This is a genomic window from Amycolatopsis sp. NPDC057786, from assembly GCF_042797905.1.
Lineage (GTDB): Bacteria > Actinomycetota > Actinomycetes > Mycobacteriales > Pseudonocardiaceae > Amycolatopsis.
Window position 1 is genome coordinate 34,081 of sequence record NZ_JBHVKW010000045.1, and the last position, 26,749, is coordinate 60,829.

Annotated in this window: 22 protein-coding genes; 7 read left to right on the forward strand and 15 right to left on the reverse strand. The window is 67.8% G+C overall.

Annotated features, from left to right (window positions below; translation table 11 throughout):
* Positions 1-194: 194 nt before the first annotated feature.
* On the reverse strand, positions 195-1,028 hold the full coding sequence (locus tag ACFVM3_RS22860; RefSeq protein WP_378441544.1) for a carbohydrate-binding protein: 834 nt from the start codon (positions 1,026-1,028) through the stop codon (positions 195-197).
* Between the two features lie 78 nt (positions 1,029-1,106).
* Positions 1,107-2,012 carry an AraC family transcriptional regulator gene (locus tag ACFVM3_RS22865; RefSeq protein ID WP_378441546.1) on the reverse strand — a complete coding sequence of 302 codons (906 nt, stop codon included), beginning with the start codon at positions 2,010-2,012 and terminating at the stop codon, positions 1,107-1,109.
* A 135-nt stretch (positions 2,013-2,147) separates the two neighbouring features.
* Here ACFVM3_RS22865 and ACFVM3_RS22870 point away from each other — a divergent pair, with 135 nt between their 5' ends.
* The 3 genes from ACFVM3_RS22870 to ACFVM3_RS22880 all read left to right on the forward strand — a co-directional run bounded on the left by ACFVM3_RS22870 (position 2,148) and on the right by ACFVM3_RS22880 (position 5,468).
* Complete coding sequence (locus tag ACFVM3_RS22870; RefSeq protein ID WP_378441547.1) at positions 2,148-3,326, forward strand: glycosyltransferase 87 family protein; 1,179 nt, start codon at positions 2,148-2,150, stop codon at positions 3,324-3,326.
* The gene (locus ACFVM3_RS22875) at positions 3,314-4,063 is read left to right on the forward strand and encodes an SDR family NAD(P)-dependent oxidoreductase (RefSeq protein ID WP_378441549.1); all 750 of its coding nucleotides are present in this window, start codon (positions 3,314-3,316) and stop codon (positions 4,061-4,063) included. The genes ACFVM3_RS22870 and ACFVM3_RS22875 overlap by 13 nt, the downstream gene beginning before the upstream one ends.
* 148 nt (positions 4,064-4,211) lie before the next feature.
* Positions 4,212-5,468, forward strand: coding sequence for a DUF222 domain-containing protein (locus ACFVM3_RS22880; protein ID WP_378441551.1), 1,257 nt, complete (start codon positions 4,212-4,214; stop codon positions 5,466-5,468).
* 247 nt (positions 5,469-5,715) lie between these two features.
* On the opposite strand, the gene ACFVM3_RS22885 is transcribed toward ACFVM3_RS22880, so the two are convergent.
* The 3 genes from ACFVM3_RS22885 to ACFVM3_RS22895 form a co-directional block, all read right to left on the reverse strand.
* The gene (locus ACFVM3_RS22885; RefSeq protein ID WP_378441553.1) at positions 5,716-6,912 is read right to left on the reverse strand and encodes an FAD-dependent monooxygenase; all 1,197 of its coding nucleotides are present in this window, start codon (positions 6,910-6,912) and stop codon (positions 5,716-5,718) included.
* A 19-nt stretch (positions 6,913-6,931) separates the two neighbouring features.
* Positions 6,932-7,492: a TetR/AcrR family transcriptional regulator gene (locus ACFVM3_RS22890; protein ID WP_378441554.1), complete on the reverse strand. Its 561-nt coding sequence runs from the start codon at positions 7,490-7,492 to the stop codon at positions 6,932-6,934.
* An 80-nt stretch (positions 7,493-7,572) separates the two neighbouring features.
* Complete coding sequence (locus tag ACFVM3_RS22895; RefSeq protein WP_378441556.1) at positions 7,573-8,271, reverse strand: type 1 glutamine amidotransferase domain-containing protein; 699 nt, start codon at positions 8,269-8,271, stop codon at positions 7,573-7,575.
* 121 nt (positions 8,272-8,392) lie between these two features.
* Here ACFVM3_RS22895 and ACFVM3_RS22900 point away from each other — a divergent pair, with 121 nt between their 5' ends.
* Both ACFVM3_RS22900 and ACFVM3_RS22905 read left to right on the forward strand, forming a co-directional pair.
* On the forward strand, positions 8,393-9,295 hold the full coding sequence (locus tag ACFVM3_RS22900; RefSeq protein WP_378441558.1) for a LysR family transcriptional regulator: 903 nt from the start codon (positions 8,393-8,395) through the stop codon (positions 9,293-9,295).
* 85 nt (positions 9,296-9,380) lie between these two features.
* Positions 9,381-9,569 carry a hypothetical protein gene (locus tag ACFVM3_RS22905; protein ID WP_378441560.1) on the forward strand — a complete coding sequence of 63 codons (189 nt, stop codon included), beginning with the start codon at positions 9,381-9,383 and terminating at the stop codon, positions 9,567-9,569.
* A 45-nt stretch (positions 9,570-9,614) separates the two neighbouring features.
* On the opposite strand, the gene ACFVM3_RS22910 is transcribed toward ACFVM3_RS22905, so the two are convergent.
* Positions 9,615-10,571, reverse strand: coding sequence for a GlxA family transcriptional regulator (locus tag ACFVM3_RS22910; RefSeq protein ID WP_378441562.1), 957 nt, complete (start codon positions 10,569-10,571; stop codon positions 9,615-9,617).
* Between the two features lie 86 nt (positions 10,572-10,657).
* On the opposite strand from ACFVM3_RS22910, the gene ACFVM3_RS22915 reads away from it, so the two are divergent.
* Both ACFVM3_RS22915 and ACFVM3_RS22920 read left to right on the forward strand, forming a co-directional pair.
* Positions 10,658-10,801 carry a hypothetical protein gene (locus ACFVM3_RS22915; RefSeq protein WP_378441564.1) on the forward strand — a complete coding sequence of 48 codons (144 nt, stop codon included), beginning with the start codon at positions 10,658-10,660 and terminating at the stop codon, positions 10,799-10,801.
* Positions 10,802-11,021: 220 nt separating this feature from the next.
* Positions 11,022-12,770, forward strand: coding sequence for a BCCT family transporter (locus ACFVM3_RS22920; protein ID WP_378441566.1), 1,749 nt, complete (start codon positions 11,022-11,024; stop codon positions 12,768-12,770).
* 64 nt (positions 12,771-12,834) lie between these two features.
* On the opposite strand, the gene ACFVM3_RS22925 is transcribed toward ACFVM3_RS22920, so the two are convergent.
* The 9 genes from ACFVM3_RS22925 to ACFVM3_RS22965 all read right to left on the reverse strand — a co-directional run bounded on the left by ACFVM3_RS22925 (position 12,835) and on the right by ACFVM3_RS22965 (position 26,656).
* Complete coding sequence (locus tag ACFVM3_RS22925; RefSeq protein WP_378441568.1) at positions 12,835-13,200, reverse strand: DoxX family protein; 366 nt, start codon at positions 13,198-13,200, stop codon at positions 12,835-12,837.
* Positions 13,200-13,676, reverse strand: coding sequence for a carboxymuconolactone decarboxylase family protein (locus tag ACFVM3_RS22930; RefSeq protein WP_340685831.1), 477 nt, complete (start codon positions 13,674-13,676; stop codon positions 13,200-13,202). Before ACFVM3_RS22930 ends, ACFVM3_RS22925 begins: the two co-directional genes overlap by 1 nt.
* Positions 13,677-13,704: 28 nt before the next feature.
* Positions 13,705-14,568 carry a sigma-70 family RNA polymerase sigma factor gene (locus tag ACFVM3_RS22935; RefSeq protein WP_378441570.1) on the reverse strand — a complete coding sequence of 288 codons (864 nt, stop codon included), beginning with the start codon at positions 14,566-14,568 and terminating at the stop codon, positions 13,705-13,707.
* 72 nt (positions 14,569-14,640) lie between these two features.
* Entirely contained in the window at positions 14,641-16,542 is a 1,902-nt protein-coding gene (locus tag ACFVM3_RS22940) for an OmpL47-type beta-barrel domain-containing protein (RefSeq protein WP_378441572.1), read from the reverse strand.
* Between the two features lie 70 nt (positions 16,543-16,612).
* On the reverse strand, positions 16,613-20,578 hold the full coding sequence (locus tag ACFVM3_RS22945; protein WP_378441574.1) for a ThuA domain-containing protein: 3,966 nt from the start codon (positions 20,576-20,578) through the stop codon (positions 16,613-16,615).
* A gap of 19 nt (positions 20,579-20,597) precedes the next feature.
* Entirely contained in the window at positions 20,598-21,611 is a 1,014-nt protein-coding gene (locus ACFVM3_RS22950; RefSeq protein ID WP_378441576.1) for a multicopper oxidase domain-containing protein, read from the reverse strand.
* A 14-nt stretch (positions 21,612-21,625) separates the two neighbouring features.
* Positions 21,626-22,513, reverse strand: coding sequence for a sugar phosphate isomerase/epimerase family protein (locus ACFVM3_RS22955; RefSeq protein WP_378441577.1), 888 nt, complete (start codon positions 22,511-22,513; stop codon positions 21,626-21,628).
* Between the two features lie 10 nt (positions 22,514-22,523).
* On the reverse strand, positions 22,524-23,528 hold the full coding sequence (locus ACFVM3_RS22960) for a sugar phosphate isomerase/epimerase (RefSeq protein ID WP_034313678.1): 1,005 nt from the start codon (positions 23,526-23,528) through the stop codon (positions 22,524-22,526).
* Positions 23,528-26,656: a ThuA domain-containing protein gene (locus tag ACFVM3_RS22965; protein ID WP_378441579.1), complete on the reverse strand. Its 3,129-nt coding sequence runs from the start codon at positions 26,654-26,656 to the stop codon at positions 23,528-23,530. Before ACFVM3_RS22965 ends, ACFVM3_RS22960 begins: the two co-directional genes overlap by 1 nt.
* Between the last annotated feature and the right edge of the window lie 93 nt (positions 26,657-26,749).

Consider the following 26,749-nt stretch of genomic DNA (forward strand, 5'->3'; position numbering starts at 1 on the left):
ACCGAGATCCGTCGCGGCACGCCAGGTAAACCGGGTTAAAACCCCCTAAACGGGCGCGACGTCACTACCTTCTCAGCTCGGCGTCACGAACGTCCTACCGCCCACCCCACGAAAGCGGGTGGACCCGCCGCCGGGGTATGGGTCCCGGCGGCGGAAGTCCACCCGCGTTTATCTCCCTCCGCAGCGGCTGTCCGTCACTCCGCGCGCCACAACGCGGGTGTGGACGGCGGCTCCCAGCCGGGCTGGGCCGTGTGCGCCTGCAAGCACACGTAACCGCGACCGCTGTAGGTGACCCGGGCGCCCGCGGAATAGCCGGTTCCCGCCGCCCAGGTCGTCCCGCCGGGCGGGTTGGAGGTCGAAGTCGGCGTCGTACTGGTCGGCCGTGAGGTCGACGTCGGCGTCTGCGGCACGTTCAGCACGAAGTCGAACGCGGCCTGCTTGCCGGGAGGCTGGTCGCGCACGGTCATCAGCAGCCGCGGGTCGAAGATCGAGTCCGTGTTGTTGCGCGGCTCGTTGGGGAAGTAGAGCTGCGTGGTCAGCACCGGCCTGCCGGGCGCCTGGACCTTGACGTGGATGTGCCGCGTACGGCCGGGGTACAGGCCGGGCACGATCGTACTCAGCGAGAACGCGCCCTGGTCGTTGGTGAACTGGTGACCGCGGAAGGTGTACCCCACGTTGTCGTAGGCGCCGTTGACGTCCGCCTGCCAGAAGTCCAGCAGCACCCGCGAGATCGGAAGACACCCGAGGCCGAAGACGTAGCCGGAGACGGTGAGCCTCGTCCCTTGCGTGTTCGGCGTGACGAGCGACGTCCGCTGCGGGGAATTCGGCTTGAAGTAAGGACCTTCGGTCTGCGGCGGGGTCGGGTCGTCTCCGTCGTCACAGGCGGGGGTCAGCTCGGGTACCCGGCCGGTCTCGACGGTGGTGCGCGCGAGAGCCGGGCCGCCGATCAACGCGACCGGAGCCGCCACGCCCGCGACGAGCGCGGCCTTCAGCACGGTCTTCCGGCTGAGCTTGTTTTCCTCGTCCATACCTGCTCCTCGTGGGGGCTTCGGGAATCACCCTCGACGGTATGGAGAAGATCAGCCACGGACGATGGACTGAGGTGGTCAGTCGTGGTGAATCTCCGGGGGCGCGTCACCGGTCCTGCGGTAATCACCGGGGCTCAACCCCGTTTCCCGCCGGAAGAAGCGGCAGAAATAGGCGGGATCCGCGAAGCCGACCCGGCTGGCGACCTGCCGCACGGTGAGATCCGTACCGCGCAGGAATCGTTTCGCCTCCCTTGTCCTCGCCTCGCGCATCAGTTGCGCCGCCGTCCGGCCGGTCGCCGTTTTCACCGCGTCGGTGAGATATCCCGGCGTGACCCCGATGCGTTCCGCGAGCGCGCCGACCGACCAGAGCCCCAGATCGGGTCTGCCGAGCAACCTGGCGAATTCCGTGCCCACCGCCTGTGCTCTGGCGGGCGGACGGGGGTCCGCCAATCCAGGGAGGCGTCCCGCCCGCACGATCAGCACGTGCATCAGGGCCCGGAGCACCGAATCGGTCCCCTGGCCGCCACAACGGAATTCCTCGTCCAGTTCGGCGACGATCCTGGCCGTCTCCTCGGCCGCGCGCTCGTCGAGCCGCCACGGCTGCTGGCTGAGCCTTCGCAGGGTTTCGCGATCCGAAGGATGTTCGAGCAGGAAATCGTCGGTGAACAACACGACGAATCCACTGAGATCGCGGGCATCCCAATGATGCACCTGCCCCGGTGTTATGACCGCGAGTTGTGGCGGCCCCAATTCCCAGCGGGTGAAATCGATGACGTGGTCGCCGGTACCGCCGGTGACATGGACGATTTCGTAGAAGGTGTGCCGATGCGGGAACGCCGCCCGCGACATCGGCCCGATCGTGTCGAATGTGCCGACCGTGAACGGCAGGGCGTCCGGCGCGCGGACCTCCAGCCGATGCAGTGGCAATTCCCCCGCCTTCGGTTCGAGGCAAGGCGTCCTCGGCAACACCGTCGTTCCGCGCATGGACCGGTCCCTTTCACCACACTGGGAATGAAAAGTCTAGACCAATAGCCGGGACGTCGGCTGCCGACGGAAGTCGCTTTTCGCCGTCGGGGTACAGTCGGGATCATCGACGCACGTCCGAAGGGTCACCACGCGATGTCTCCCACCAAGTCGCGCGGTCGGACCTGGTGGCCGGTCGGCGCGTTCGCCGCGCTGGCGCTGGCTTGTGCCGTGGCCTGGGCGACGACGGGCGCTTCCCACAGCGACCTCGAGATCTACCGCTTCGGCGTCGACACCCTGTGGAACGGCGGAGACCTCTATGGCGCGTTGCCGCTTTCCGACGCGGGTATCCCCCTGCTGTTCATCTATCCGCCGTTCGCCGCGCTGGTGCTCACCCCGCTGGCCCTGGTGCCCTGGGACGGCGCGGTACTCCTGCTGTTCGCTCTCAGCCTGACCGCGCTGGGGATCACCTTCTACGGGATCGCCCGCACGCTGTGGCCGTCCGGGGACCGACGGAAGGCACTGCTCGTCGCGTCGCTGGCGATCACACCGGCGCTCTTCCTCGAACCCGTCCGCCAGACGCTCGGCTTCGGCCAGATCAATCTGTTGCTGATGGGTCTCGTCGCGGCCGACTGCCTGCTGGCGCGGGGCCGGCACCGGGGCATCGGCGTGGGTCTCGCGGCCGCGATCAAGCTGACGCCCATGGCGTTCCTGTTGTTCTTCCTGGTACGCAAGGACTTCCGCGGCGCGCTGACCGCGTCGGGCACGTTCGTGGCCGCCTCCGCCGTCGCGTTCGCGGTCGCCCCGGAGGCCTCCTCGCGCTATTGGTTCGGCGGACTCGCCGGGGCGTCCGGCATCAGTGGCACCTCGTTCCACACCAACCAGACCTTGCAGGCCGTGCTGGCGCGCTTCGGCGTCGAGAGCGCCGCGAAACCGCTGTGGATCGTCCTCACCGGCGTTCTGCTGATTCTGGTGACAGTGACGATGTACCGCTCGGCCGTGGTGCCGGCGCTACTGCTGAACGCGACGTTCGCCCTGCTCATCTCGCCGACGTCGTGGTCACACCACTGGGTGTGGATCGCCCCGGCGCTGTTCACCACCGCGGCCTACGTGGCGCTCAGGCGCCGGGCGATGGTTTGGCTCGCCGTAACCGGGGTCGTCGCCGCGATCTTCGTCGCGGCGCCGTTCCGGTACTTCCCCGCCTTCGACCGGCCGGGCCAGACGTGGACGGCCGCCCAGCAGTGGCTGGGGAACTGCTACGTCGCCGCGGGCCTGGTCTTCCTCGTCGCCGCGGCCGTTCTCGCGCTGCGGAAAGGACCTCGATGCTCGACCTGAGCGGCACCACGACCCTCGTGACCGGGGCCAGCGGCGGCATCGGCCACGGCATCGCCCTGCGCTTCGCCGAAGCGGGCAGTGCCGTCGCCGTGCACTACCACCGCGATGAAGCCTCCGCGCTCGCCGTCGTCGAGCGGATCGAGGAAGCGGGCGGCGCCGCCAAGGCGTTCTCCGCCGACCTCACCGACGACGGCGAATGCCGCCGTCTCGTGGCCGCCGCCGCGACCTGGACCGGACGGCTGGACACGCTGGTCAACAACGCCGGTGTGCAGCCGATCGAGCCGTTGCCGGAGATGTCGGCGGAAAGCTGGCGCGCCGTCCTCGACGCGAACCTCACCAGCGCGTTCTCATGCACGCAGGCCGCCGCCGAAGTGATGGACGGCGGCAGCGTCATCCACATCGCCTCGATCGAAGCGGCCCACCCCGCGCCGGGACACGCGCACTACAGCAGTGCGAAGGCCGCCCTGGTCGTGCACGCCCGCGCCGCCGCGCTGGAATACGGGCCGCGGGGCCTGCGCGTCAACGCCGTCTCCCCCGGCCTGATCGACCGCCCCGGCCTCGGCGACGCTTGGCCGGAGGGCGTCTCCCGCTGGGAGCGGGCCGCACCCCTTGGCAGGCTCGGCACCCCCGGCGACGTCGCGAACGCCTGCCTGTTCCTCGCGTCGCCACTCGCGGCGTGGATCACCGGGCACAACCTGACCGTGGACGGCGGCGTCTCCGCGCATCCCACTTGGTGATTGCGGATTCGGGTTCTGTGACGGCTACTCGTCGCGCGCTGCTGCCATCAGCATGTATTAGAGCCAGTGAATGTTTATGCCTTAACCGCTCGCCTTTAGTCTGAATATGCGATAGCACAGGTGTTCGATTCAAGGTAACGTCGGTGTCGTGGCCAGTGACGATGCAGCTCCGGGGACGTCCGCCGAGTGGTGGCGCGTCGATACCGCGACGTTGCATGCCCGCAAACAGGAACTCGAAGTTCTTAAGCGTCGGGCGGATGCGGAGCAGAACGCGATCCTGGCGGAAATCAATTCCCGCGGGGTCCGTGGATGTTCGGGTCATTCGACGTTGGCAGCGTTGATATTCGAGGACTTCCTCGTGACCGATAAGGAAGCCGACGCCCGCGCCGACCGGGTCCTGGCACTGCATCCCGGCCCGTCCATCGGCGGGGACCCCGAACCACCGCTGGCGCCGTTGACCGCTTTGGCCGCCGCGGAGGGCGCGATCGGGGGTTCGCAGATCGACGCCATCATCCGCACCCTGGCCCGTATCCCGCCCAGCGTGCCGGAGGAGAAGGTACGGGCCGGGGAGAAAATCCTCGTCGACCTCGCCCGTCACGCCGGGCCTCGGCAGATCGCGCGCGCCGGACGTCGCCTGCTGGACAAACTCGACCCGGACGGGAAAGAACCCCGCAACGACGACCCGAAAGACACCCGACCGGAACTGCGATTCGTCCACCACCGCGACGGCACCCTCGGCATCAAAGCCAGACTCGACCTCGAAACCTACGCCCGCCTGAAGTCCGACCTCGACCCCATGGCCAAACCCCACAAAGCCATCGACGGAATCCGCGACTCCCGCACCCAGGACGAACGCTACGGAGACGCCTTCACCGACTACGTCCGGTTGAAGACCACCAGCCGCAACCTTCCCGGCCAGGCGGGCGAGGCCACCCACATCCTCGTCACCATGTCCTACGACGACCTCATCCGGGACCTCGGCGAAGCCCACCTAGACCTCGTCGGACCGATCAGCGCCACCGACGCCCGCATCCTCGCCTGCGACGCCCGCGTCCGCCCCGGCGTCCTCGGCACCGCAGGCGAACCCCTCGACATCGGACGCTCCAAACGCACCGTCTCCCTCGCCCAAAAATACGCATTGACCCTGCGCGATGGCGGCTGCGCGTTCCCCGGCTGTGACATGCCCGTACCCCGCTGCACCGCCCACCACATCGTCTTCTGGCGCCACCACGGCGAAACGAAAATCGACAACCTCGTACTCCTCTGCACCAAGCACCACCGCTTGATCCACCACAGCGAATGGACAGTCCAGATCGCCCAAGACGGACTCCCCGAATTCACCCCACCCGCCTACCTCGACCCCACCGGCACACCAAGACGGAACACCATGCACCTCAGGACATAGGCCGAACCCCGAAGCTTCCGAAGCCGAGTCGACCCGGCGGCGCCGGGCCGCGACGCCGGACTACGTGGTCATCTCGCCGACCCGGAGTCGCCGCGTCCGGGACCAGTGCGGAATGGACTCCCCGAATTCACCCCACCCACCTACCTCGACCCCACCGGCACACCAAGACGAAACACCATGCACCTCAGAACCTAGGCCGAACCCCGAAGCTTCCGAAGCACCCGGCGACGCCGGGCACCCCAGACCATCACCGGCTCCGAATCTCGGCCCCACGCCTCAGATTCGTCACCAGCGCCGTCGACTTTCCGGTGACCGCGGCCGCGAGCGGCCGTTCGAGCCCGGGAAGGCGTGCCAGGTGAAGGAAAGCCCGGCGTGCCTGAAGCAGGAATCGGTTGGCGGGCAGGAACCATCGGGCGCCGCGGCGGGCAACCTGCTGCTTTTCGGTCACCACCGGGCGGACCAGTTTTTCGTACTCCGCGAGCGCGGTCTCGATCGAGGGTGACCGGGTGAGCTGTTCGGCCAGCACGAACGCGCCCGCGATACCCAGCGAAGCGCCTTGTCCGGCGAGAAGGGAGACGGCATAACAGGAATCGCCGACGAGCACGACTCGGCCGCGGCTCCAGGACGGCATCTCGATCTGCGCGACCTGGTCGTAGTACACCTCGCTCGAAGGCGGACACAGAGCGAGCGCTCGGGGTACCGCCCAGCCCAGCGAACCGTAGGTCGCGCGCAGGGCCGCCCGCGCGTCGTCCGGGAGGGTCGGATCCGTCGTGCGGTGCACGGCGAAGGCCGCGAGCTTGCCGTCGCGGAGACCGTAGAAACCCATCTGCATCCCGATCGTGTCGGTCAGGCAGAACCGCTCCCCCACCCGCGCACGAATCTCCTCGTCCTCGAAAACGAAGGCCGCCGTATGAAACCCGAGATGACGCGAGAACCGGCTCTCCTCACCGAAGACCAGCCGCCGCACGGTCGAATGGATCCCGTCGGCCCCGATCAGCAGATCGGCTTCGACCGTCCCGCCGTCCGCCGAAGTGACCCGCACCCGGTCGTCGAGATCCTCGACTCCCGTGACCCCGGCACCGAACCGGACGTCCACTGTGGACGGAAGCGCGGTACGCAGGACGCGCTCAAGATCGGGCCGCATGATGCTGCAGAGCCTGCCCCGCACCGATTTGGCGAACTGGACGTAGTCGATGGCCGCCCGGCGGCGGCCGCGCTCGTCCAGCAAACTCGCCTCGTCCACCCGGTACGCCACATCTTCGACCTGAGGCAGCAGGCCCATCTCTTCGACGGCGTCGAAGCCGGGACCGAAGAAGTCGATCATGTAGCCCTGTTCCCGCGGCCCCGAGGCCCGCTCCAGCACCACGACCTCGACGTCCAGCGTCGCGAGCCGGTGCGCCAGCGCCAGCCCGGTGATCCCGGCACCGCAGATCGCCACCTTCATGGAGTTCCTCCCTTTCGGTTCAGTCGACCAGCCTGCGCAGGACGGCAGGAGAGACAGTGCCCGAATCCGGCCCGAGCGCCCGATGCAGCAAAAGCCCGTCCACCGCCGCGAAAAGAACCGAGGCCGTGTCCTCGGCGTCGGCCACCCCATGCCGCGCCAGCCAGTCGCCGAGCCGGGTGCGCAGGTCGGCGAGCAGTTCACGGATGCCTTGGCGCAGGGTGTCGTCGCGGGTCGCGGCGAGGTAGGACTCCGCGAACAGCAACGACATCGGGTCGGTGCCGGAGTATCCGCCGACCGACGCCAGCAGCGCGTCGACCGCGTCCGCGGGTGTCTCGACGGTTTCCAGCGCCGGCTCGAAGGCGAGGGCGACCTCGCGCATCGCCCCCAGTACGGCCTCGATCAACAAGGCCTGCAGCGAAGGGAAGTGATAGTGCACGACGCTCGGCGTGACACCCGCGCGTTCGGCCAGGATCCGCGTGCTGACCGCGGACCAGCCGAGCTCGGGTACGAGCGCGACGGCCGCTTCGAGCAACCGCCGCCGAACGAGCTGACCGCGCGCCGCGGCCGGGGATCCTGCCACCGGTTCATCTCCTAGGGCGTTCGTCCTGTACGACTGCCCTGATCGTATGCCCGGATCCGGCCGCGACGCAAACACGGCGGTCAGACCGCCTTGAGAAGCTCCACCACGCGCTCCGCGGTCGCGACGCTGGACTGCGGATTCTGTCCGGTGACGAGGTTTCCGTCGACGACGACTTCGTTCGACCAGGCGGCAGCCGGAGTGACGATCGCGCCCTGCTCCCGAAGCCGGGTTTCGACGAAGAACGGACTCTTGTCGCCCAGCCCGCCCTGCCGCTCCTCTTCGTTGCTGAACGACGTCATCGAACGGCCGGCGAAGGTGAACGAGCCGTCTTCGCCACGCGCGCTGAGCAAGGCGGCCAGTCCGTGGCAGAGCGCCGCGATGGTCTTGCCGCGTGCGTCGGCGTCGTTCAGCAGGGCGCCGAGTTCGGCGTCGTCCACCAGGTCGGTCATCGGACCGTGCCCGCCCGGCAGGTAGAAGGCGTCATAGGCATCGGCCGAGACGTCCGAAAGCTTGAGCGGCGCCGAAAGATCGAGCCCTTTGAGGTATTCGGCGAACTTCGCGCCCTCGGCCGGGTCGACGCCGCCGCGTTCGTCGAGGCTGATGGGATCGACGGTCGGCCGGAGCCCGGCCGGGGTCGCGATCTCCACCCGGTGCCCCGCCGCGGCGAGCACCCGATGCGATGCGGCGACCTCTTCGGCCCAGAACCCGGTCGGGTGGTCGGTGCCATCGGTGAGCCGCACGTGGTCGGCGGCCGAGACGATCATGAGGATCCGCGCCATGACTGTTCCTTTCGTTTCTCCGGGGCGGTGTGCCCCACTGGCGGCTTCAACGAGGTCTTCCCTGCGCGTACTCCGACCAGTCGGCTACGATCCATAAGATTTCTTATGGAAGGCGACTTGCATGCCCAACTTGGATCGGCTGGCGACCTTCCTGGCCATCTACCGTCAGGGCTCGCTCTCCGCGGCCGCCGCCGAACTCGGCCTGTCCCAGCCCGCCGTCACCGGGCAGTTGCTCAAACTCGAGGAAGAACTCGGTGAGCAGTTGTTCGTCCGGTCGCGCCAAGGCGCGGCGCCGACGGCCCGCGCGGCCGAACTCGCCGCCAGGATCGGCACCCGCATCGACGAACTGCGGGGCGCGCTGACGACAGGCGACGACGACGTCCAGTACCGCGAGCGGGTGGCGCTGGGCGGTGCGAGCGACGGCATGGCGACGCGGTTCCTGCCCGCGCTCGCTCCGCTGACCGAACGCGGGCTGCGCGTCTCCGTCACCCTCGGGCTCGCCGACGAACTCCTGTCCGCGCTCGAAGCCGCGCGTCTGGACCTCGTCATCTCCTCGATCCGCCCGAGGCAGCGCGGGATCACCGCCATTCCGCTGATCGACGAGGAATTCGTCCTCGTCGCCGCTCCTGCCCTCGCGCGGAGCGTCGATCCCGCACTGCTCGCGACCGACCCGGTGCCCGCGCTGGCGCATCTACCTCTGATCGCGTACGCCGACGATCTGCCGATCATCCGCCGTTACTGGCGCAGCGAATTCGGGCGGCGGCCGCCGAACCGCGTCGCGATGGTCGTCCCCGACCTCCGCGCGATCCTCGCCGTCGTCGTCACGGGCGCCGGAGTGAGCGTGCTGCCGCGCTACATCGCCGCGGCGGCGCTCGAAGCGGGCTCGGTCTCGATCGTGCACACCCCGGAAGTGCCGCCGCTCAACACGATCTATGTCGCGCACCGGTCGGGGACGGCGCGGCCGGTGGTGACCCTCATTCGCGACAGACTGCTGGAACGCGCGCGTTCCTGGGGCTCGCTCTGAAAGTCGCGGCGCGGCAAAAATGACCTCTTTTCCCTGCGGAACCCTCGCGAGGCTTGCTCTTCCGAACCGTTTCTTGGGAGGACACATGGTCTCGAAACCCCGCCTCGCCTTGGGAATGCTCGTTCTGGCCGCCTTGGCCGGCGGGCTGCTCGCGTTGCTCATCTCGTTCGACGTCGGCGCCTTCTGGGCCAAGACACTGCCGCTCGTCTTCCTGGCGGGTGGGGCGGCGCTGGCTCAATCCCTCGGCCTGTTCACCAAGGCACCGAAGGATTAGTACCGGTCTTCGAGGTCGTCGGACGGCGTTCCGCCCGAACGACGGTCAAACTCGCTGCGGCGCGAAGGTCCGGCGATAGTCCTGCGGGGAAACGCCGACGACCTTGTGGAAATGGTGCCGCAGCAAGGCTCCCGAGCCGAAGCCGCAACGGCGCGCGACCTCGTCGATGCTCATCGTCGTCTCCTCCAGCAGCGACCTCGCGTGCAGAACCCGTTGCGTCGAAAGCCATCGGTGCGGCGTGGTGCCCGTCTCCGCGACGAACTTCCGCGCGAAGGTGCGCTCGGACATCCGTGCCCGGCGGGCGAGATCGGCGACCGGATGGTCGTGGGCGATGGTGTCGAGCATCCAGGTGAGCACCGGCTGAAGGCTTTCCCCGGTGCATTCCGGGATCGGCACCTCGACGAACTGGCGCTGCCCGCCTTCCCGTTGCGGCGGCACCACCATGCGCCGGGCGATCACGGTGGCCGCGGCCGAGCCGAGTTCGCGCCGGACCAGATGCAGGCAGGCGTCGATACCGGCGGCCGTGCCCGCGCTGGTGACGATGTCGCCGTCGTCGACGAAGAGGACGTCCGGATCCAGCTGGGCCTGCGGGAACCGCTCGCGGAACGCCGCGCTGTGGCGCCAATGGTTCGTGCACCGCCGTCCGTCGAGCAACCCGGCGGCGCCGAGCACGAACGCGCCCGTGCAAACCGAAAGCAGTGTGGCGCCGCGCTCCGACGCCGCCCGGAGCGCTTCGAGCACCGCGGGCGGATACTCGTCGCGGACGTCGCACGCGGGGACGACGACGAGATCCGCGTTCTCCGTCGCTTCGAGGCCGTGCTCCGGGGTCACTTTGACGCCGTGGCCGAGGCTGAGCGGTTCTCCCGCCCGCTCCCCGCACACGCGGAAGTCGAGCAGTGGCACACCGTCATCGGTGCGGTCGTAGCCGAACACCTCGCAGACGACACCGAACTCGAAGGCGGCGAAATCGTCCAGCAGCACCACGGCGACGCTCTTCAGCATGACCGGAGCATAGCTGGCAGGATTTTGTCGCACAACGACAGAACTGCCACTTTTGGCAGGATCTCAGGTGGCGCAAAATTACTGCCATGACCGCGATCCTCGTCACCCTCGCCCTGCTCGCCCTCGTCGGCTACCTGCTGGAACGCAACCACACGCGCCAGGGCCGTCCGGACACCGCCGGCGGAGACCCGCTGGTCCGCCCCTTCTGGAGAGGCGGCGCCACGATCTGAGGACACCGGGCCGCGAAGGCCCCGGTGTCACGAGCGCCACGTTCCCCGCCCGGACCGCGAACCTGACCGTCATCCGCCGAGGTCAAACCCGTAATCACGGCTTTAAACCACTTCGCCCGTATTTTCTGCCGGTTACCAGTTTTCTGGTTAGGGTGCAGTGGTGCAAACGGGTTAACATCGGGCGGAAGGAGAGCGCGCCGCAGTCGGCGCGTCACTGAACATGAGTTCGCAGGACGGTAAACAAGCGGAAGAAGAGGTCGTCGCGGAGACCGCGGCCGATCTCGCCCACGCACCGGACACGACAGGCCCGGGCCACCCGCCCGACGAGCACGTCCCCCTCGACCTCGCCTCCGAACGACCCGCCGAGACCGACCGGACCGTTTTCGGTATCGCGGCGGTGCTCGCGCTCGCGATCATCGTCTGGGGCGTGCTGGCCCCGGAGAACCTGGCGAGTGTCGCGTCGACCCTGTTGAACGACGCCGTGATCCCTTACGGCGGCTGGGCTTTCGTGCTGACCGCGAGTGGTTTCGTGCTCTTCGCGGTCTGTCTGGCCATAAGCCGCTACGGCCGGATCCCGCTGGGCGGGGACAAGGAACTGCCCGAATTCCGGACATCGTCGTGGATCGCGATGATGTTCAGCGCCGGGATGGGCATCGGCCTGATGTTCTTCGGGGTGTACGAACCGGTCTCCCACCTCGCGAGCCCGCCCCCGGGCACCGCGGCCCCGAACTCCGACGAAGCCGTCCACACCGCGATGGCGACGACGTTGTTCCACTGGACCGTGCACCCGTGGGCGATCTACGCGGTCGTCGGTCTCGCGATCGCCTACAGCACCTTCCGCAAGGGCCGCACCCAGCTGATCAGTTCGGTGTTCGCGCCGCTGATCGGCAAGCGGCGCACCGAAGGCCCGCTGGGCAAGGCGATCGACATCATGGCGATCTTCGCCACGCTGTTCGGTTCCGCCGCTTCACTCGGCCTCGGCGCGCTCCAGGTCGGCGGCGGTATGGGTGCCGTCGGCTGGATCGACGACCCCGGCAAGGGACTGCTGGTCGCGATCATCGCGATTCTCACCATCGCGTTCATCGCTTCGGCGGTTTCCGGCGTGGCCAAGGGCATCCAGTGGCTGTCCAACATCAACATGGTGCTCGCCGCGGTGCTCGCGGTGTTCGTGCTGGTGGTCGGGCCGACCGTGCTGATCCTCAACATCGTGCCGGGAGCCATCGGCGACTACTTCCGCGAACTGGCGGAGATGTCGGGACGCACCGGGATGACCGGCGGCGAGGAGATGCAGACCTGGCTCGGCGGCTGGACGGTCTTCTACTGGGCGTGGTGGATCTCGTGGACGCCCTTCGTCGGCATGTTCATCGCGCGGATCTCGCGCGGCCGCACGATCCGGCAATTCATCTTCGGTGTCATCGCGATCCCGAGCATCGTGAGCCTGATCTGGTTCGCGATCTTCGGTGGCGCGGCGATCAGCAGGCAACGGGCCGGGACGGACATCGCGGGCGCGGGAAGCGCCCAGTCGGCGACGTTCGAACTGCTCGAGACGCTGCCGTGGTTCATCCCGATCGCGATCCTGGTGATGATCCTGGTTTCCATCTTCTTCGTCTCCGGTGCGGACGCGGCGTCGGTGGTCATGGGCACCTTGTCCCAGCGCGGAAGCGTGCATCCGAAGAAGAGTGTCGTGATCTTCTGGGGCGTGCTGATGGGCGCCGTCGCGGCGGTGATGCTGCTCGTCGGCGGGGACAAGGCGCTGACCGGTCTGCAGAACCTCACCATCCTGATCGCGGTGCCGTTCGTGTTCGTGATGGTCGGGTTGTGCGTGTCGGTCTGGAAGGACCTGCGCAACGACCCGCTGATGAAGCAGGAGGACGCGATGATGTTGTCGCTGAAGGAACTCCACGAGGAACGCACCAACAGCCACGGCGGACGCCGTCGCATCCTCGGGCGGGCGAAACAGCGCACCTGATCCCGTGAGTACATGAAGGCCCCCATCCTGTACCTAGGCGCAAGGATGGGGGCCTTCATGTACTTCAGGCGCGCCCGATGGCGACGAAAACGCACAGCGCGAGGTAGCCGAGATCCAGCAGCGCGACCAGGGGTTCGCGCCGCCGCAGCCGCACGACCACGGCACCCGCCATGACCAGCGCCAGGCCGAGGGCCGCCAGCGGCACCAGTTCCGGCGCGATGTCGAGCAGGGCCGGAAGGATCAGGCCGACCGCGCCCAGGATCTCGACGACCCCGATGAACTTCACGGTGCCGGGGGTGACATCCAGCACCCAGCCCGCGGCCGACCCCACCCCGGCGATCGTTTCCCTTCGCAGGAACAGTTTCCCGACACCGGACACGACATACATGACGGCCAGCAGCCAGGCGACGATCCACAGTGCGGTGTCCATCAGTGCCCCGCGAACTGGCCCGGCGTGTAGTCGCCCGCCGGCTGCCGGGTGATGACGTTGAGCCGGTTGAAGGCGTTGATGAGCGCGATCTGGGTCACCAGCGCCACGAGCTGCTCGTCGTCGTAGTGCTTGGCGGCCGCCGCCCACGCCTCGTCGGTGACGCCGCTGCCGTCGGCGAGGCGGCAGCCCTGCTCGGTGAGTTCCAGCGCGGCGCGCTCGGCCTCGGTGAAGACCGTCGCCTCGCGCCAGCACGCGACCAGGTTCAGCCGGGTCGTGGTCTCCCCCGCGTGCGCCGCGTCCTTGGTGTGCATGTCGAGGCAGCCCGAGCAGCCGTTGATCTGGCTGGCCCGGATGTTCACCAATTCCCTTGTCGCCAAAGGAAGTTCGCTGCCGTCGAGGACTTTCGCAGCGGAAACGAGGTGCTTCACCAGCTTCGGCGCGAGGGCGGTCTTGAGGTAATCGATCCTTGCCTGCATGGGATTTCTCCTTCTCGTCGGTCTTCACTTACTCCGACGAGGAGGGCTCCCGAGAGGTAACACCCATGGCCGCGAGGCGACGCGGGTCACTCACCGAATCGATTTCGACGATGCGGCCGTCGACGATGGTGCAGGACATCACGCCCAGCAGCTTGCCGGTCCGGCTCCACGACACGATTCCCGGTTTGCCGTCGACCAGCGCGGGACGGGTGGTGACGACGGCGCGCGCCCCGCGCTGGACCCGCGTGGCCACCTCGTACGCACCGAGCCGTACGACCTCGCCGTGACGGCTCCGCGAACGCCACGTCACGTCGGGGTCGAGCATCTCGACCAAGCTTTCGAAGTCTCCTTCGCGCGCTGCCGCGAGGAACGCCTCGACGACCGCGTGCTGCCGGGGCTCGTCGGCCGGACGCTGTCCCCGCACCTTCCGGCGGGCCCGGCTCGCGAGCATCTTGGCCGCGTCCGCGGATTTGCCGAGGATCTCCCCGACCTCGGCGAACGGGACCCCGAACAGGTCGTGCAGGACGAAGGCCAGCCGCTCGGCCGGGCCGAGGGTGTCGAGCACCACGACCAGCGCCACCCCGACCGATTCGGCGAGCAGTGCGTCCTCTTCCGGCGAGTCCTCGAGCACCAGCAGCTCGGGCGGCTCGTCGTAGGAGTCCTCGGGGCGCGTCTTGCGGGAGCGCAGGACGTCGATGCAGACGCGGCCGACGACGGTGGTCAGCCAGCCGGAGAGGTTGTCGATCGTGTCGGCGTCCTGGCGGGCCAGCCGCAGCCAGGCCTCCTGGACGGCGTCCTCGGCGTCCGCGCGCGAGCCGAGCATCCGCTGCGCCACGGCCACCAGACGCCCGCGCTGCTCCTCGAACGCGCTGGCCAGGGCTTCGCCGGTCATGTCGATACCTTTCTCGCGCCGAACCCGTCATGGACATGACGAGCGCGACGCGAGAAAGGTAACCGACTTCGCTCAGACGTCCCGGATCGGCGTCTTCACGACCTTCTTCATGCCCGGGTTCGACGTCTTCGGCTTCTTCGTCTTGCCGGGTTCGGGCTCCGGCTCGGGCTCGGCGGTCGTGCCGCCGATACCGGAGTCGATCGCCGCCGTGACGATCAGTTCACGCTCGTAGGACGAGATGACCTCGCCGTCGAGGAGTTCCTGTGTCACGGCCCGCACGTAGGTCACGAACTGGTCGTTCGACGAGTAGTCCGACTCGTCGTCGATCACGTCGTTGATCGTGCAGCCGTTACCGGTGTCGCGGTTCTCGACCTGGCTGTCCGCCGTGCCGAGGATCACCGTGTCCCGGACGTCGGAGTCCGGGCAGGCGTCCGGGCCCGGCGGTGCGGCGACGATGGTGAACGCGCCGCCCTGTTCCGCCGAGACGTTGCCCGCCTTGTCCGAAGCCCGGTACGTCAGCGTGTGCGTGCCGAGCTCGGTCACCTTCACCGGCGCGGTGTAGACCGTCCAGGCCCCACCGTCCAGTTTGTACTCGATCTTGTCCACACCGGACCCGGTGTCCGTCGCGGTCAGGTTGATGGTCGCGTCTTCGATGTACGACCAGCTTCCGTCCAGATCACCGCTCACCACCACCGAAACGGCGGGCGCGGTGCTGTCGTCGCCCTCGACGATGGTGAACGTCACCGTGCCTTCCGCCGAGACGTTGCCCGCCTTGTCGGTGGCGCGGTACTTCACCGTGTGCGCGCCGACGACGGTGAGCGCGAGCGGCGCCGAGTACGTCAGCCACGGACCGCCGTTCAGCTGGTACTCGACCTTGCCGACCCCCGAACCGGCGTCGGTGGCCGTGAGGGTCACGGTCGCCTTGCCGACGTAGTTCCCGGCGGTGTCCTTGGTCCCGGTCACCTCGGAGGTCACCGTCGGCGCGGTGGTGTCGCTGCTGACGATGGTGAAGTGCGCCATGCCTTCCGGCGAAACGTTGCCCGCCTTGTCCGAGGCGCGATAGTGGACCATGTGCATTCCCGGCGCGGAGACCGCGACCGGAGCGGTGTACGCGGTCCACGCGCCTTCGTCCACTTTGTACTCGACCTTGTCGACACCGGTGCCGGCGTCGGTCGCGGTGAGCTTCACGGTGGCCGTGTCGAGGTAGTTGCCCGCGGTGTCCTTGGTGCCCGTCACCTCGGAAGTCACCGTCGGCGGAGTCGTGTCGCCGGGCTGCCCGGTGACGACGGTGAACGACGACATCCCTTCCGGTGAAACGTTTCCGGCCTTGTCGGACGCCCGGTAGTGGACCATGTGCGAACCGGCGGCGGTGACCGCCACGGGTGCGGTGTAGGCCGTCCAGGCGCCGCCGTCGAGCTGGTACTCGACCTTGTCCACACCGGACTGGCTGTCCGAAGCGGCCAGGTTCACCGTCGCGGAACCGACGTAGTTCCCGGCGGTGTCCTTGGTACCGGTCACGTTCGCGGTCACGGTCGGCGGCGTGGTGTCGGGGGTCGGCTCGCCGGTGACGACGAACTCGCCCATCATCTTGGTGTGGCCCTGGATCGTGCAGTAGTACCGGTACTTGCCAGGGGTCAGCGTCACCGTGGCCTGGTGCACGCCGTTCTTGTCGTCGTAGGGGTTGGCGAGGATGTTGAGGCTGACGTCGTGGTTGTAGCCCGCGGTCGACGTGTCGAACGTCAGCGTGTGCGACATCGTCGAGCCGAGCTCTTCGGTGTTCTTGAAGACGATCGTGGTCTCACCGGCCACCGCGGTCGACGGCGCGCTGAGGTAGTGGTCGGTGCTGTCGCCCGCGGTCCATTCCAGGGTCTGGACGGGGGCGGCGACGGCGGGGGCGGACGAGCTCGGTAACACCAGGCCCAGTATCGCGAGCGCCGCGGCGAGCAACGCCGCGACGAGGGTTCTTGGGGACATCGCAGGGAAACCTTCCGTACAAGGGAGACCGGCCGGGCACGCGGACCCGCGCGCCCGGCCGGCTTTCGCGCTACAGCTGCCGCACCCGGATGTTGCGGAACTCCATCAGGTCGTTGTCACCGTGGTTCTGCAGACCGATGAACCCGCTGACGAACTGCCGGAAGTCGGTGGACGGATCGCCCGCCCGCGACGACTGGATCCCCGGCGCGTTCTCGAACTCGTTGATCACCACACCGTTGCGGATGATCGTGTACTTCTGCCCGACGACCTTGACCTCGTACTCGTTCCAGGTCCCCTTCGGCTTCACGCCCGCCTGGTCCAGCGGCCGCGGGTCGAAGTTGTAGATCGACCCGGTCTTCTGCGGTTCACCGGTGGCCCCGTCGTAGAGCTGGACCTCGTGACCGCAGTAGATCGCGACCCAGGCCTGCGACGTCCGAGCCGAACCGACCGTGCCGCAGCTGCCCGGCGGACGCTGCTCCAGCGGCGTGCGCGGATCCGGGAACCGGACGAACACACCGCTGTTCGCGCTGCCGTTCGGGGCGATGTCCTTGAACTGCAGCTTCACCGAGAAGTTGCCGAACTGCCGTGCCGAGTACCACAGCATGCCCAGCCCGCCCGACGGTCGCAGTGACCCGTCCGGCTGGATGGCGAACTGCCCGGACGGCGCCTGCGACCAGTTCCGGAACGACTCCGGCGTGCCGTCGTAGATCGCGTCGTAGCCGGTGACGCCCTTGTTGCCGATGGGCGACGCGGCGGCCGCGGCGTTGATCTTGTCCGACTCGGCCGCGTTCAGCACGCCGAGGTCGCCGAGCCGGTCCACGGCCTGGGTGACGTGATTGACGAAGCCGGCGTGGGAGGTCCACGTGCTGTCGTCGTCGATCATGTCGTCGACCGTGCAGCCACCACCGGCGTTCCGGTTGGTCACCCCGGTGTCGGTGTCACCGATGGTCACCGTGGCACTGGGGTCCGCCACGAGACACCCGACGTTCACCGAGTTCCGCGTGGTCACCGTCTCGCCGTTCGCGTAGGTCACGGTCAGCTTGGCGGTGTACAGCCCGGTGCGCGGGTAGGCGTGCCGCGGGTCGGGCTGCGTCGAGATCGTGCCGTCGCCGAACTCCCACTTGTAGGAGACGCCGCCGGACTTCGACCCGGTGAAGGCCGCGGTGAGCGGCTTGTTCTGCACCATGGTCGACGAAGCCGCCGCGGACGGGGTGGCCTCGCCGCCGACGTAGCTGATCTTCAGCAGCTTCTGGTTGTTGGTCAGGGTGAAGAAGCCGCCGCCGTAGTCGAGCACGTACAGCGCGCCGTCCGGCCCGAACTTGGCGTCCATCCACTGGTTGAGCTTGGTGTCGCCACCACCGGTCGGGATGATCTGCCGCACCGTCTCGGCGAACAACGGCGGATCCTGTTTCCCGACACCGTTCGGGTCGACGGTGACCGCGATCCGGTTCTGCCCGTTGCTCTGGTCACCGATGAACCACTTGTCGTTCCAGTAGGCGGGCCACGCGACACCACTGTTGGTGTTGACCAGTTCGCGGTGGTACGTCGGCCCGGTCATGACCGCCTGGCCGCCGCCCTTGAGGTAGGGCTGCGTGTAGGTGGCCTCGGCCGCGTTGTACGTCGGGACGGAGCTGTTGGGCCGGTTGGGGAACACCGGTCCGCCGCCGTCCGGCGCGTACCAGATCATGTTCTTCTTGATCGGCGGCAGGTTCACCAGGCCGGTGTTGCGCGGTGACGTGTTGACCGGGTTGTCGCAGTCGTACCAGCCGGTGAGCACCGCGGCGTCGGTGCTGCTGCGGTCGCGGTACGGCTGCTTGTTGCCCATGCAGTACGGCCAGCCGTGGTTGCCCGCCTCGGTGATGATCGTGGCGGTCTCGTACTTGGCCGGGCCGAGTTCCGGGCTCGGCGAGCTCGCGTCCGGGCCCACCCACGCGGCGGTCAGCCAGTTGGTCTTCTTGTCGACTTGCAGCCGCGAGATGTTCCGCACGCCCATCACGTAGATCTCGGGCCTGGTCTTGTCACCGGGGTCGTTGGCCTCGGGGAACAGGTTGCCCGCCGGGTTGGTGTAGGTACCGTCCGGCTCCGGGTGGATCCGCAGGATCTTGCCGTTGAGGTCGTTGGTGTTACCGGCGGTGCGGCGCGCGTCCTGGAACGAGACGCCCTTGTAGTCCTGGGTCCAGTTGTTGCCGGAGTACCCGTTGGACCCCTGCGACGAGTTGCTGTCACCGGAACCGATGTAGAGGTTCCCGTCCTTGTCGAAGTCCATCCCGCCGCCGGCGTGGCAGCAGCTGTGGATCTGGACGTCCCAGGACAGCAGGTCCTTGCGGGTCGCCTGGTCCAGCGTCTGGTTCTTCAGGTCGTAGGTGAACCGCGAGACCGTGCGCTTGCCGATCCGCTTGTCGAGGTCGATCGACGCGTGCGGCATCCAGTAGGCGTACATGAAGCCGTTCTCGCTGAACTTCGGGTCCAGCACGAGACCGAGGAGGCCTTCCTCGTTCTTGACCAGCTCGTCGCCGCTGCCGCGGTTGCCCATCACCTTCAGCGTGGTGAGCAGCTTCGGCTTCTTCGTGACCGGGTCCCACTGGTGGATCGTGCCGCAGCCGGCGCCGATCTCGGGGTTGGTCCAGTCGTTCGGCGCGGGCACGACGTTGCCGGCGCAGGCGGCACGGCCGATGTAGAAGACCCGGCCGTTCGGCGCGATGGTGAGCCCGTGCGGCTCGCCGATCTGGTCCATCTGACCGGGCTGGTTGATCCCGGTGAGGCGTTCGACCTTGTAGTTGGCCGCGATACCCGCCTTGCAGTCACCGCGCACCATGCCGGTGGTCCACTTCAGCGCGCCGAGGATGTGGCTGCGGAACTGGGCTTCGCCGTAGCTGGCCTCGGTCCGGCCCATCCCGGTGTAGAAGGAGCGGCCGCCGTCGTAGTCACGGCACCACGAGATCGGGTGGAAGGCGCCGTTCGCGCCGACACCCGGCTTGTAGGTCGACTCCTCGACCTGCGCGACCGTGTGCACGGTGCCGACCGGGTTGACCTCCCAGTTGAGCCACCGGTCGGTGCGAACCCACTTCTGCGGCAGGCCAGCGGTGGCCGGGTTCGCCTTGTCGAGGACGTCGACGGTCGCCTCGGCAGGCGGGGCCTCCGGCGGCGGCGGGGTGGTCGAGTTGTCCTTGTACAGCTTCCAATCGGCCAGCTGGATGAGCGGGTCACCGGCGTTGGCGGTGATGTTCAGCCGGTAGTTCGCGTACGCCGTGGTGTTGGCGAAGGTGAACTTGCGGCTCACGAACCGGTCGGGGAACGTCTCGTTGGTGCGAGTGTCCAGATCGGTCCACGTCGTCCCGTCGTTGGATCCCTGCAGGGTCCAGCTCTTGGGGTCGCGCCCGGCGAAGTCGTTCGCCGACACCAGGTCGTAGCTGCTCACGGCCACCGGGGCGGCCATCTTGTAGGCGACCCAGCCGGTCGGCTGGAAGGCCAGCCACTTGGTGTTCTCGTTGTTGTCGGCGAGCTTTTCCTTGGTCTCGTTCGGCGGGTTCTCCGCGCTCGCGGTGACCGAGGCGACCGCCTCCGGTGTGGGACGCGCGCCCACCGGACGGGCGCCGATCAGCCCGGAGAACCACTGCGAACCGTCCTGGGCCCGCGCGGCGTCGGACAGGCCGAGGAAACCGCCGCCCGCCTTCATGTAGTTCTGCAGCGAGGTTTCCTGGTCACGGTTCAGCGTGATGCCCTGTGCGGACAGGAAAACGACGCCGCGGTACTTCGCGAGGTTCGCCTGCGTGAACACCGCGGGGTCCGAAGAGGACGAAACGGAGATGCCGTTCGCCTGGCCGAGGCTCGCGATCGCGTCCGTGGCGCGCAGGACGGGGTCCTTCTGGTCCGCGGCGGTGCCGTGGAAGACCAGGACGTTGATCGGGACGTTCGTCGCGGCTTCGGCGGTCACCGGTGCGATGGCCAGCGGAAGCCCGGAGGTGACGACGGCGCCGACCGCCAGTGCGGCCAGCGAACGTCTGCGGAGCCGACGTTGCGAAAATACTCGTCTCAAGTTCTCGCTCCTTTCAAGACTAGTGGTGGTGGGCCGAGGCGCCGGTGGCGTTCGGCGTGGACGTGGTGTGCTGGTGCCCCTTGAAGCGGTCGATCGCCTCCTGGGCGCCCGCGGGCATCCCGCCGTCGGCGTTGCGGACCAGGAACACCCCGGACATGCCGTCGTCCGAGTGCTGCTGGACGTGGCAGTGGTACATCCACGCGCCCGGCCCGACGCCGTCACCGGCGATCACCTGGAACCCGAAGGAGTTGCCGGGGTCCAGGGTCTTGTTGTCGAGGATCGGGGCGTTGTCGGTCGCGCTGGTGAGCATGCCGGTGCGGGTGTCCGCCCAGCGGTGCGCGTGCAGGTGGAAGGTGTGCATCAGGTTGCCGTGCCCGATGCAGATGAACTCCACGCGTTCCCCGAGGTTCGCCTCGAAGATCGGCGTGTTCGGGGCGACCTGGTGGTTGATCCACATTTCGGTGAACACCACGGTGAACTGCTTGCTGGGCAGCAGATCCCCGCGTTTGCGCACGATCAGTCCGCCGTACAGGCCCTTCATCAGGCCCACGGTGCCGTGGTCGCCGCCGAACGCGTGGTCGTGGTAGTGCCAGTACCCCGCGCTGCCGGGCATCCAGAAACCGTTGGCCGCCTGATACGCCGTCCGCGTCCGCCAGGTGTAGGTCTTGGTCTCGTACGGTTTGTTGAAGGAATCGTTGAACGGCGAACCGTCCGACTTGGTGTCGTAGTTGACGCCGTGCGGGTGGATCGAGAGCCGCTGGTCGGTGTTGTTGACCAGCTCGATCACCAGCGTGTCACCCTCGTAGCACTCCAGGAGCGGCCCGGGGATCGTCGGTTTCCCGGGCTCCAGCCCGTAACCGACCCGGGTCGAACCGGGAACGTAGTCGGCGTAGATGGTGATGTGGCGGGTCATCCCGGCCGCGGCGGCCGGTGCCGAACCCGCGCTCGCCGACACCACGACCGGGGCGATGACCCCGGCCGCGGTGCCCGCGAGCATCGATCTGCGGGACAGCCCGCGTTTCTGCTTGTCCATTGTGGATTCCCCAGTCAGAAGCGGACGTTACGGAGATAGGTGAATCCGGTCTGGGCGGTGCTCAGGGGATCCGTGGGGTTGTCGTGCTCGACGATGTACTCGGCGAGGTGGGGACGGGTGTGCCGGAAGATGCGGGGGAAGTCGATGACACCCTTGCCGGGGTCGACCATCTTGCCGTCCGCGGTCCGGTCCTTGACGTGGTACTGCACCACGCGCGGACAGTGCTGCCGGTACAGCGAAACCGGGTCCATCCCGCCTTCCACCGCCCAGAACAGGTCGATCTCCAGGTGCACGTAACGCGGGTTCGTGTTCCTGGTGAGCACGTCGTACGGGCGCACGCCGTCGATGGGCGCGAACTCGTGCGCGTGGTTGTGGTAGCCGAGCGGGATACCGGCCTGGCGGAACTTCCGGGCCGCCGTGTCCATCCGCCCGGCGAACTGCTTCCAGCCGTCGATGGTGTCGAAGTTCGCCCACGGCACGTTGGCGCGGGTGTTCCCGAGGATCTTCGCGTCCGCGATGGTCTTGTCGAGGTCACCGTCGATGCCGATGTGCGTGGACGTCGCCTTGATGTGGTTCTTGTCCAGCAGCCCGCGGAACTCCTCGGCCGTGCGGCCGTAGGTGCCCGCCAGTTCGACCTTCCGGTAGCCGATGTCCGCCAGCGCGGACAGGGTTCCCGGCAGATCGGCCTGCAGCGCGGTGCGCAGGGAGTAGAGCTGGATGCTGATCTTGTCCACCGGGACACGGCCCCGACCGTGGTGGCCGTGTCCCTGGGTCTCCGCCTCGGTTGCCGCACTGGCCAGGCTCGGCAGGGCTACCGCCGCGCCGACCGCGACCGCCGCCGTCGCCGCGCCGCGGAGGAGCGCCCGCCGAGAGTGGAACTGCTCAGCTTCTTCACCGCACATGAAACCGCCCTCACTTCTGGTTGCTGAAAGCCGCGTCGAAGGCCGCCGACGGCTTGTCGAACAGGAGCCCCCGCAGAAAGGTCACGGCCTCCGCCGCGCCCCGGAGCCGGTCCATGCCGGCGTCCTCCCACTCCACCGAGATCGGACCGGCGTAGCCGATCGAATTCAGTGCGCGGAAACAGTCCTCCCAGGGCACGTCGCCGTGCCCGGTCGAAACGAAGTCCCAGCCGCGTCGGGGATCTCCCCAGGGGAGATGCGAGCCGAGCCGTCCGTTCCGTCCGTCGAACCGCTTCCTGGTGTCCTTGCAGTCCACGTGGTAGATCCGGTCGGCGAAGTCGAGGATGAAGCCGACCGGGTCGAGGTCCTGCCAGATGAAATGCGAAGGATCCCAATTCAGCCCGAATGCCGGACGGTCGCCGACAGCTTCGAGCGCACGTTTCGTGGTCCAGTAGTCGTAGGCGATCTCCGACGGGTGGACCTCGTGGGCGAACCGCACGCCCACCTCGTCGAAGACGTCGAGGATCGGGTTCCACCGGTCCGCGAAGTCCTGGTAGCCGTCGTCGATGACCGCCTGCGACACCGGCGGGAACATCGCGACGTACTTCCAGGTCTTCGAACCGGTGAAGCCGATCACCGTGTCCACACCGAGTTTCGCCGCCGCGCGGGCGGTGTCGGCCATTTCCTTCGCCGCCCGCTGACGGACGCCTTCCGGTTCACCGTCGCCCCACACCCTGGACGGGATGATCGCCTGGTGGCGTTCGTCGATCGGGTCGTCACAGACGGCCTGGCCGACGAGGTGGTTGGAGATGGCCCACACCTTCAGGCCGTGCTCGGCCAGCAGCTTCAGGCGGCCGGGCACGTAGTCCTCTTCGGACAGTGCGCGGTCGACCTCGAAATGGTCGCCGGAACACGCGATCTCGAGGCCGTCGTAGCCCCATTCACTGGCCAGCCTGCACACCTCGGTGAACGGGAGATCCGCCCACTGGCCGGTGAACAGGGTGATCGGACGGCTCATCAGTTCTCCTCGAAGGTGATCGCGTCTACGTCGAACAAGCCGCCGGAACCGCCCTTGAACACGAGGAACAACGGGCCGGTGCCGCCGGGGTCGGTGAGGGCGGACGCCGGGATGTCGGCATAGGTGTCCCAGCCGCCGGTGTTGGCGACGGTGACCGTCTGGACCAGCGGTCCGTCCACCGCGCCCGAACGGACCTCGATCGTGCCGCCCGCGCCACCGGAGGACACCCGGTAGCCGATACCGCCGACACCCACGAGGTTCACCGGGTCGAATTTGATCCAGTCACCGGATTCGATGTGGCCGACGCGTTTGCCGCCACTGGCGCCGGCGTGCGCGACGACCTCGATGCCGCTGGACTGGGTGTAGAACTCGGCCTGCTTCAGCTTCGGCTGCAGGATGGACTCGGCCTCGCCGGTGAGCGCGGGCACGCCGTTTCCGCCGTTGTCGGTGTAGCTGGCGTTGATGACGCCGAAGACGTTGGCGTCCGCGCCGTGTCCTTCGTCGGCGGGCGTGGCGATGGTGCCCTCACAACCGGTCGCGCGGCTGAGCGGGTGCCCGTGGCCCTCGTGGCCGAGGATGTATTCGACGGTCACCTTCGAGCAGTCGATCGGGTTGTCTTCGGCGTCGGTCACCTCGACCTTGAACGGGACCATGTCCCCGAAGCTGAACACGCTGCCGTTGACCGGGGTCTTCAGCGTGACCACCGGCGCGGTGTTGCCGACGGTGACCACCACACTCGCCGAGCCGGTCAGCCCGGTGGCGTCGGTGACCGAGAGCTTCGCCGTGTACTGGCCGTTCGCGGCGTAGGTATGGGAAACCGGGGTGGCCTCGGTGGAATCGGTCGTGCCGTTCCCGTCGAAGTCCCACGCGTAGGTCAGTGCCTGGCCGTCGGGGTCGTTCGTCCCCGCCGGGTCGAACTTGACGGTCAGCGGCGCCTGCCCGGACGTCTTGTCCGCGGCCACCTTGACGATCGGCGTCCGGCGGCCCTTGGTGTAGTCGATGCGGTAGACGGCGGATTCCTTGGAGCCGCCGAAGTAACCGGTGCCGTAGTCGAGGACGTACATCGCGCCGTCCGGGCCGAACTCGACGTTCATCGGGCGGACGAGGTCCATCGAGTCGAAGAACGGCTTGATGGCGCCGCGTTCACCGTTCGGCCCGACGGTGATCTCCTTGATCCAGCCGCGTTCCCATTCGTAGGCGAAGGTCTTGCCGTCGAAGTACTCCGGGAACTTGGTCTGCGACGGGTTCTTGGCGTCGTAGTGGTAGACCGGGCCGCCCATCGGCGACTCGGGACCGGTGCCGAACTCGGGCAGCGAACCGCCGTCGTAGGGGATCCACGCCTTCTCGACCGGCGGCAGGTCGGTCAGGCCGGTGTTACGCGGGCTCGTGTTCTTCGGCTTGGCGCAGTCGAAGGCGGCGCCGGACTGCTTGGTGGCGAAGTCGTAGTCGATGAACGGCTGGTTGTCCCCGATGCAGTACGGCCAGCCGAAGTTGCCGGGCTTCTTGATCAGGTTGAACTCGACCGTGCCACCGGGACCACGCTTCGGGTCGGCCGCGCCGGCGTCGGGACCGTAGTCGGCGAGGTGGATCCAGCCGGTCTCGCGGTCGACGGCGAACCGGAACGGGTTGCGGAAGCCCATCGCGTAGATCTCGGGCTTGGTCTTGGCCGTACCGCGCGGGAAAAGGTTGCCCTTCGGGATCGTGTACTTCCCGTTCGCGCCGACCTTGATCCGCAGCACCTTGCCGCGCAGGTCGTTGGTGTTGGCCGAGGTGCGCTGCGCGTCGTACACCGGGTTGCGGTCGGCGCGTTCGTCGATCGGGGTGAACCCGTCGGAGGCGAACGGGTTGGAATCGTCCCCTGTGGACAGATACAGGTTGCCCTGCGCATCGAAGTCGATCTCGCCGCCGGCGTGGCAGCAGATCCCGCGCTCGGCGGGGACCTGGAGGATCTTCTGCTCGCTCGCGAGGTCGAGCTTGTTGTCGGTGCCCAGCTTGAACCGCGAGAGCTGGTTGTAGCCCTTGAACGGCTCGAAGTCGGCCGGGGTGCCGTTCTCCGGCGCGTCACCGGCCGGGGTGTTCAGCTTGGGCGCGTAGTACAGGTAGACCCAGCGGTTCTTGGCGAAGTCCGGGTCGATGGCGACACCCTGGAGGCCGTCCTCGTCGTGGTTGTATACCGGGATCTGCCCGGCCAGCGACGTCGTCGCCGACGAGCTGGTGTACCAGACGCGGCCGTCGCGCGAGGTGTGCAGGACGTCGCGGTTGGGCAGCACGGACAGCGCGATCGGCTCGCCGGTCTTCTCCTCGCCCTTGGCCAGGGTGATCTGGTCGAAGTCCGCGTCGACCGGAGCTTCCTGCTGCTTGGCACAGCCGGGCTCGCTCAGCTTGGTGGCGTATTTGATGCCGCCCGCCAGATGCTTGAGGAAGGCCGGTTCGGCGTACGAGGCCTTGGTGTGTCCGCCGCCGGTGTACCAGGATCGGCCGCCGGAATTCTCGTGGCACCAGGCGATCGGGTGGTCGCCCATCGCGCCGTCGCCGGGCTGGTAACTCTTCTCGTCCAGGCTCGCGAGCACATGGACGTCGCTGCGCGGATTCTCGCGGTAGTTGTACCACTCGTCCGTTCGTGGCCACGTCTCCGGAAGGTCCATAGTGGACACATGGTCGTGGTCTTCTATCTTGACGTTCGCCTGCTGGATCTGCGGGTGGGACTTGAAGTACGCCCCGACCAGCTCCCCGTACCAGGGCCAGTCGTATTCGGTGTCGGAGGCGGCGTGCACTCCCACGTACCCGCCGCCTCCCTTCACGTACCGCTCGAACGCGGCCTGCTGGTCCGCGTTCAGCACGTCACCGGTGGTGGAAAGCCAGACCACCGCATCGAAACGCTTGAGGTTCGCGTCGGTGAAGGCGGCAGCGTCCTCGGTGGCTTCCACCCCGAAGTGGTTCTGCGCCCCCAGGTCCTTGATCGCTTTGATCCCGTCGGGGATCGAATCGTGCCGGAAGCCCGCGGTCTTGGAGAACACGAGCACCGTGGCCGCTTCGTGCGCCGATGCGGTCTGCACCGGTAGCGCGACGCCTGTCAGAGCCGTGACCACGGATGTGACGAGCACACCTAGTCGTCGTTTCAAAGACATAGCAGTGGCGATCCTTTCGATGAGCGGCGGCGATCAAGGAAGGACTTGCGGGTGGAGCGTCCTTTCGTGAGGTGGGGTGGGGAGGGAGGGTGC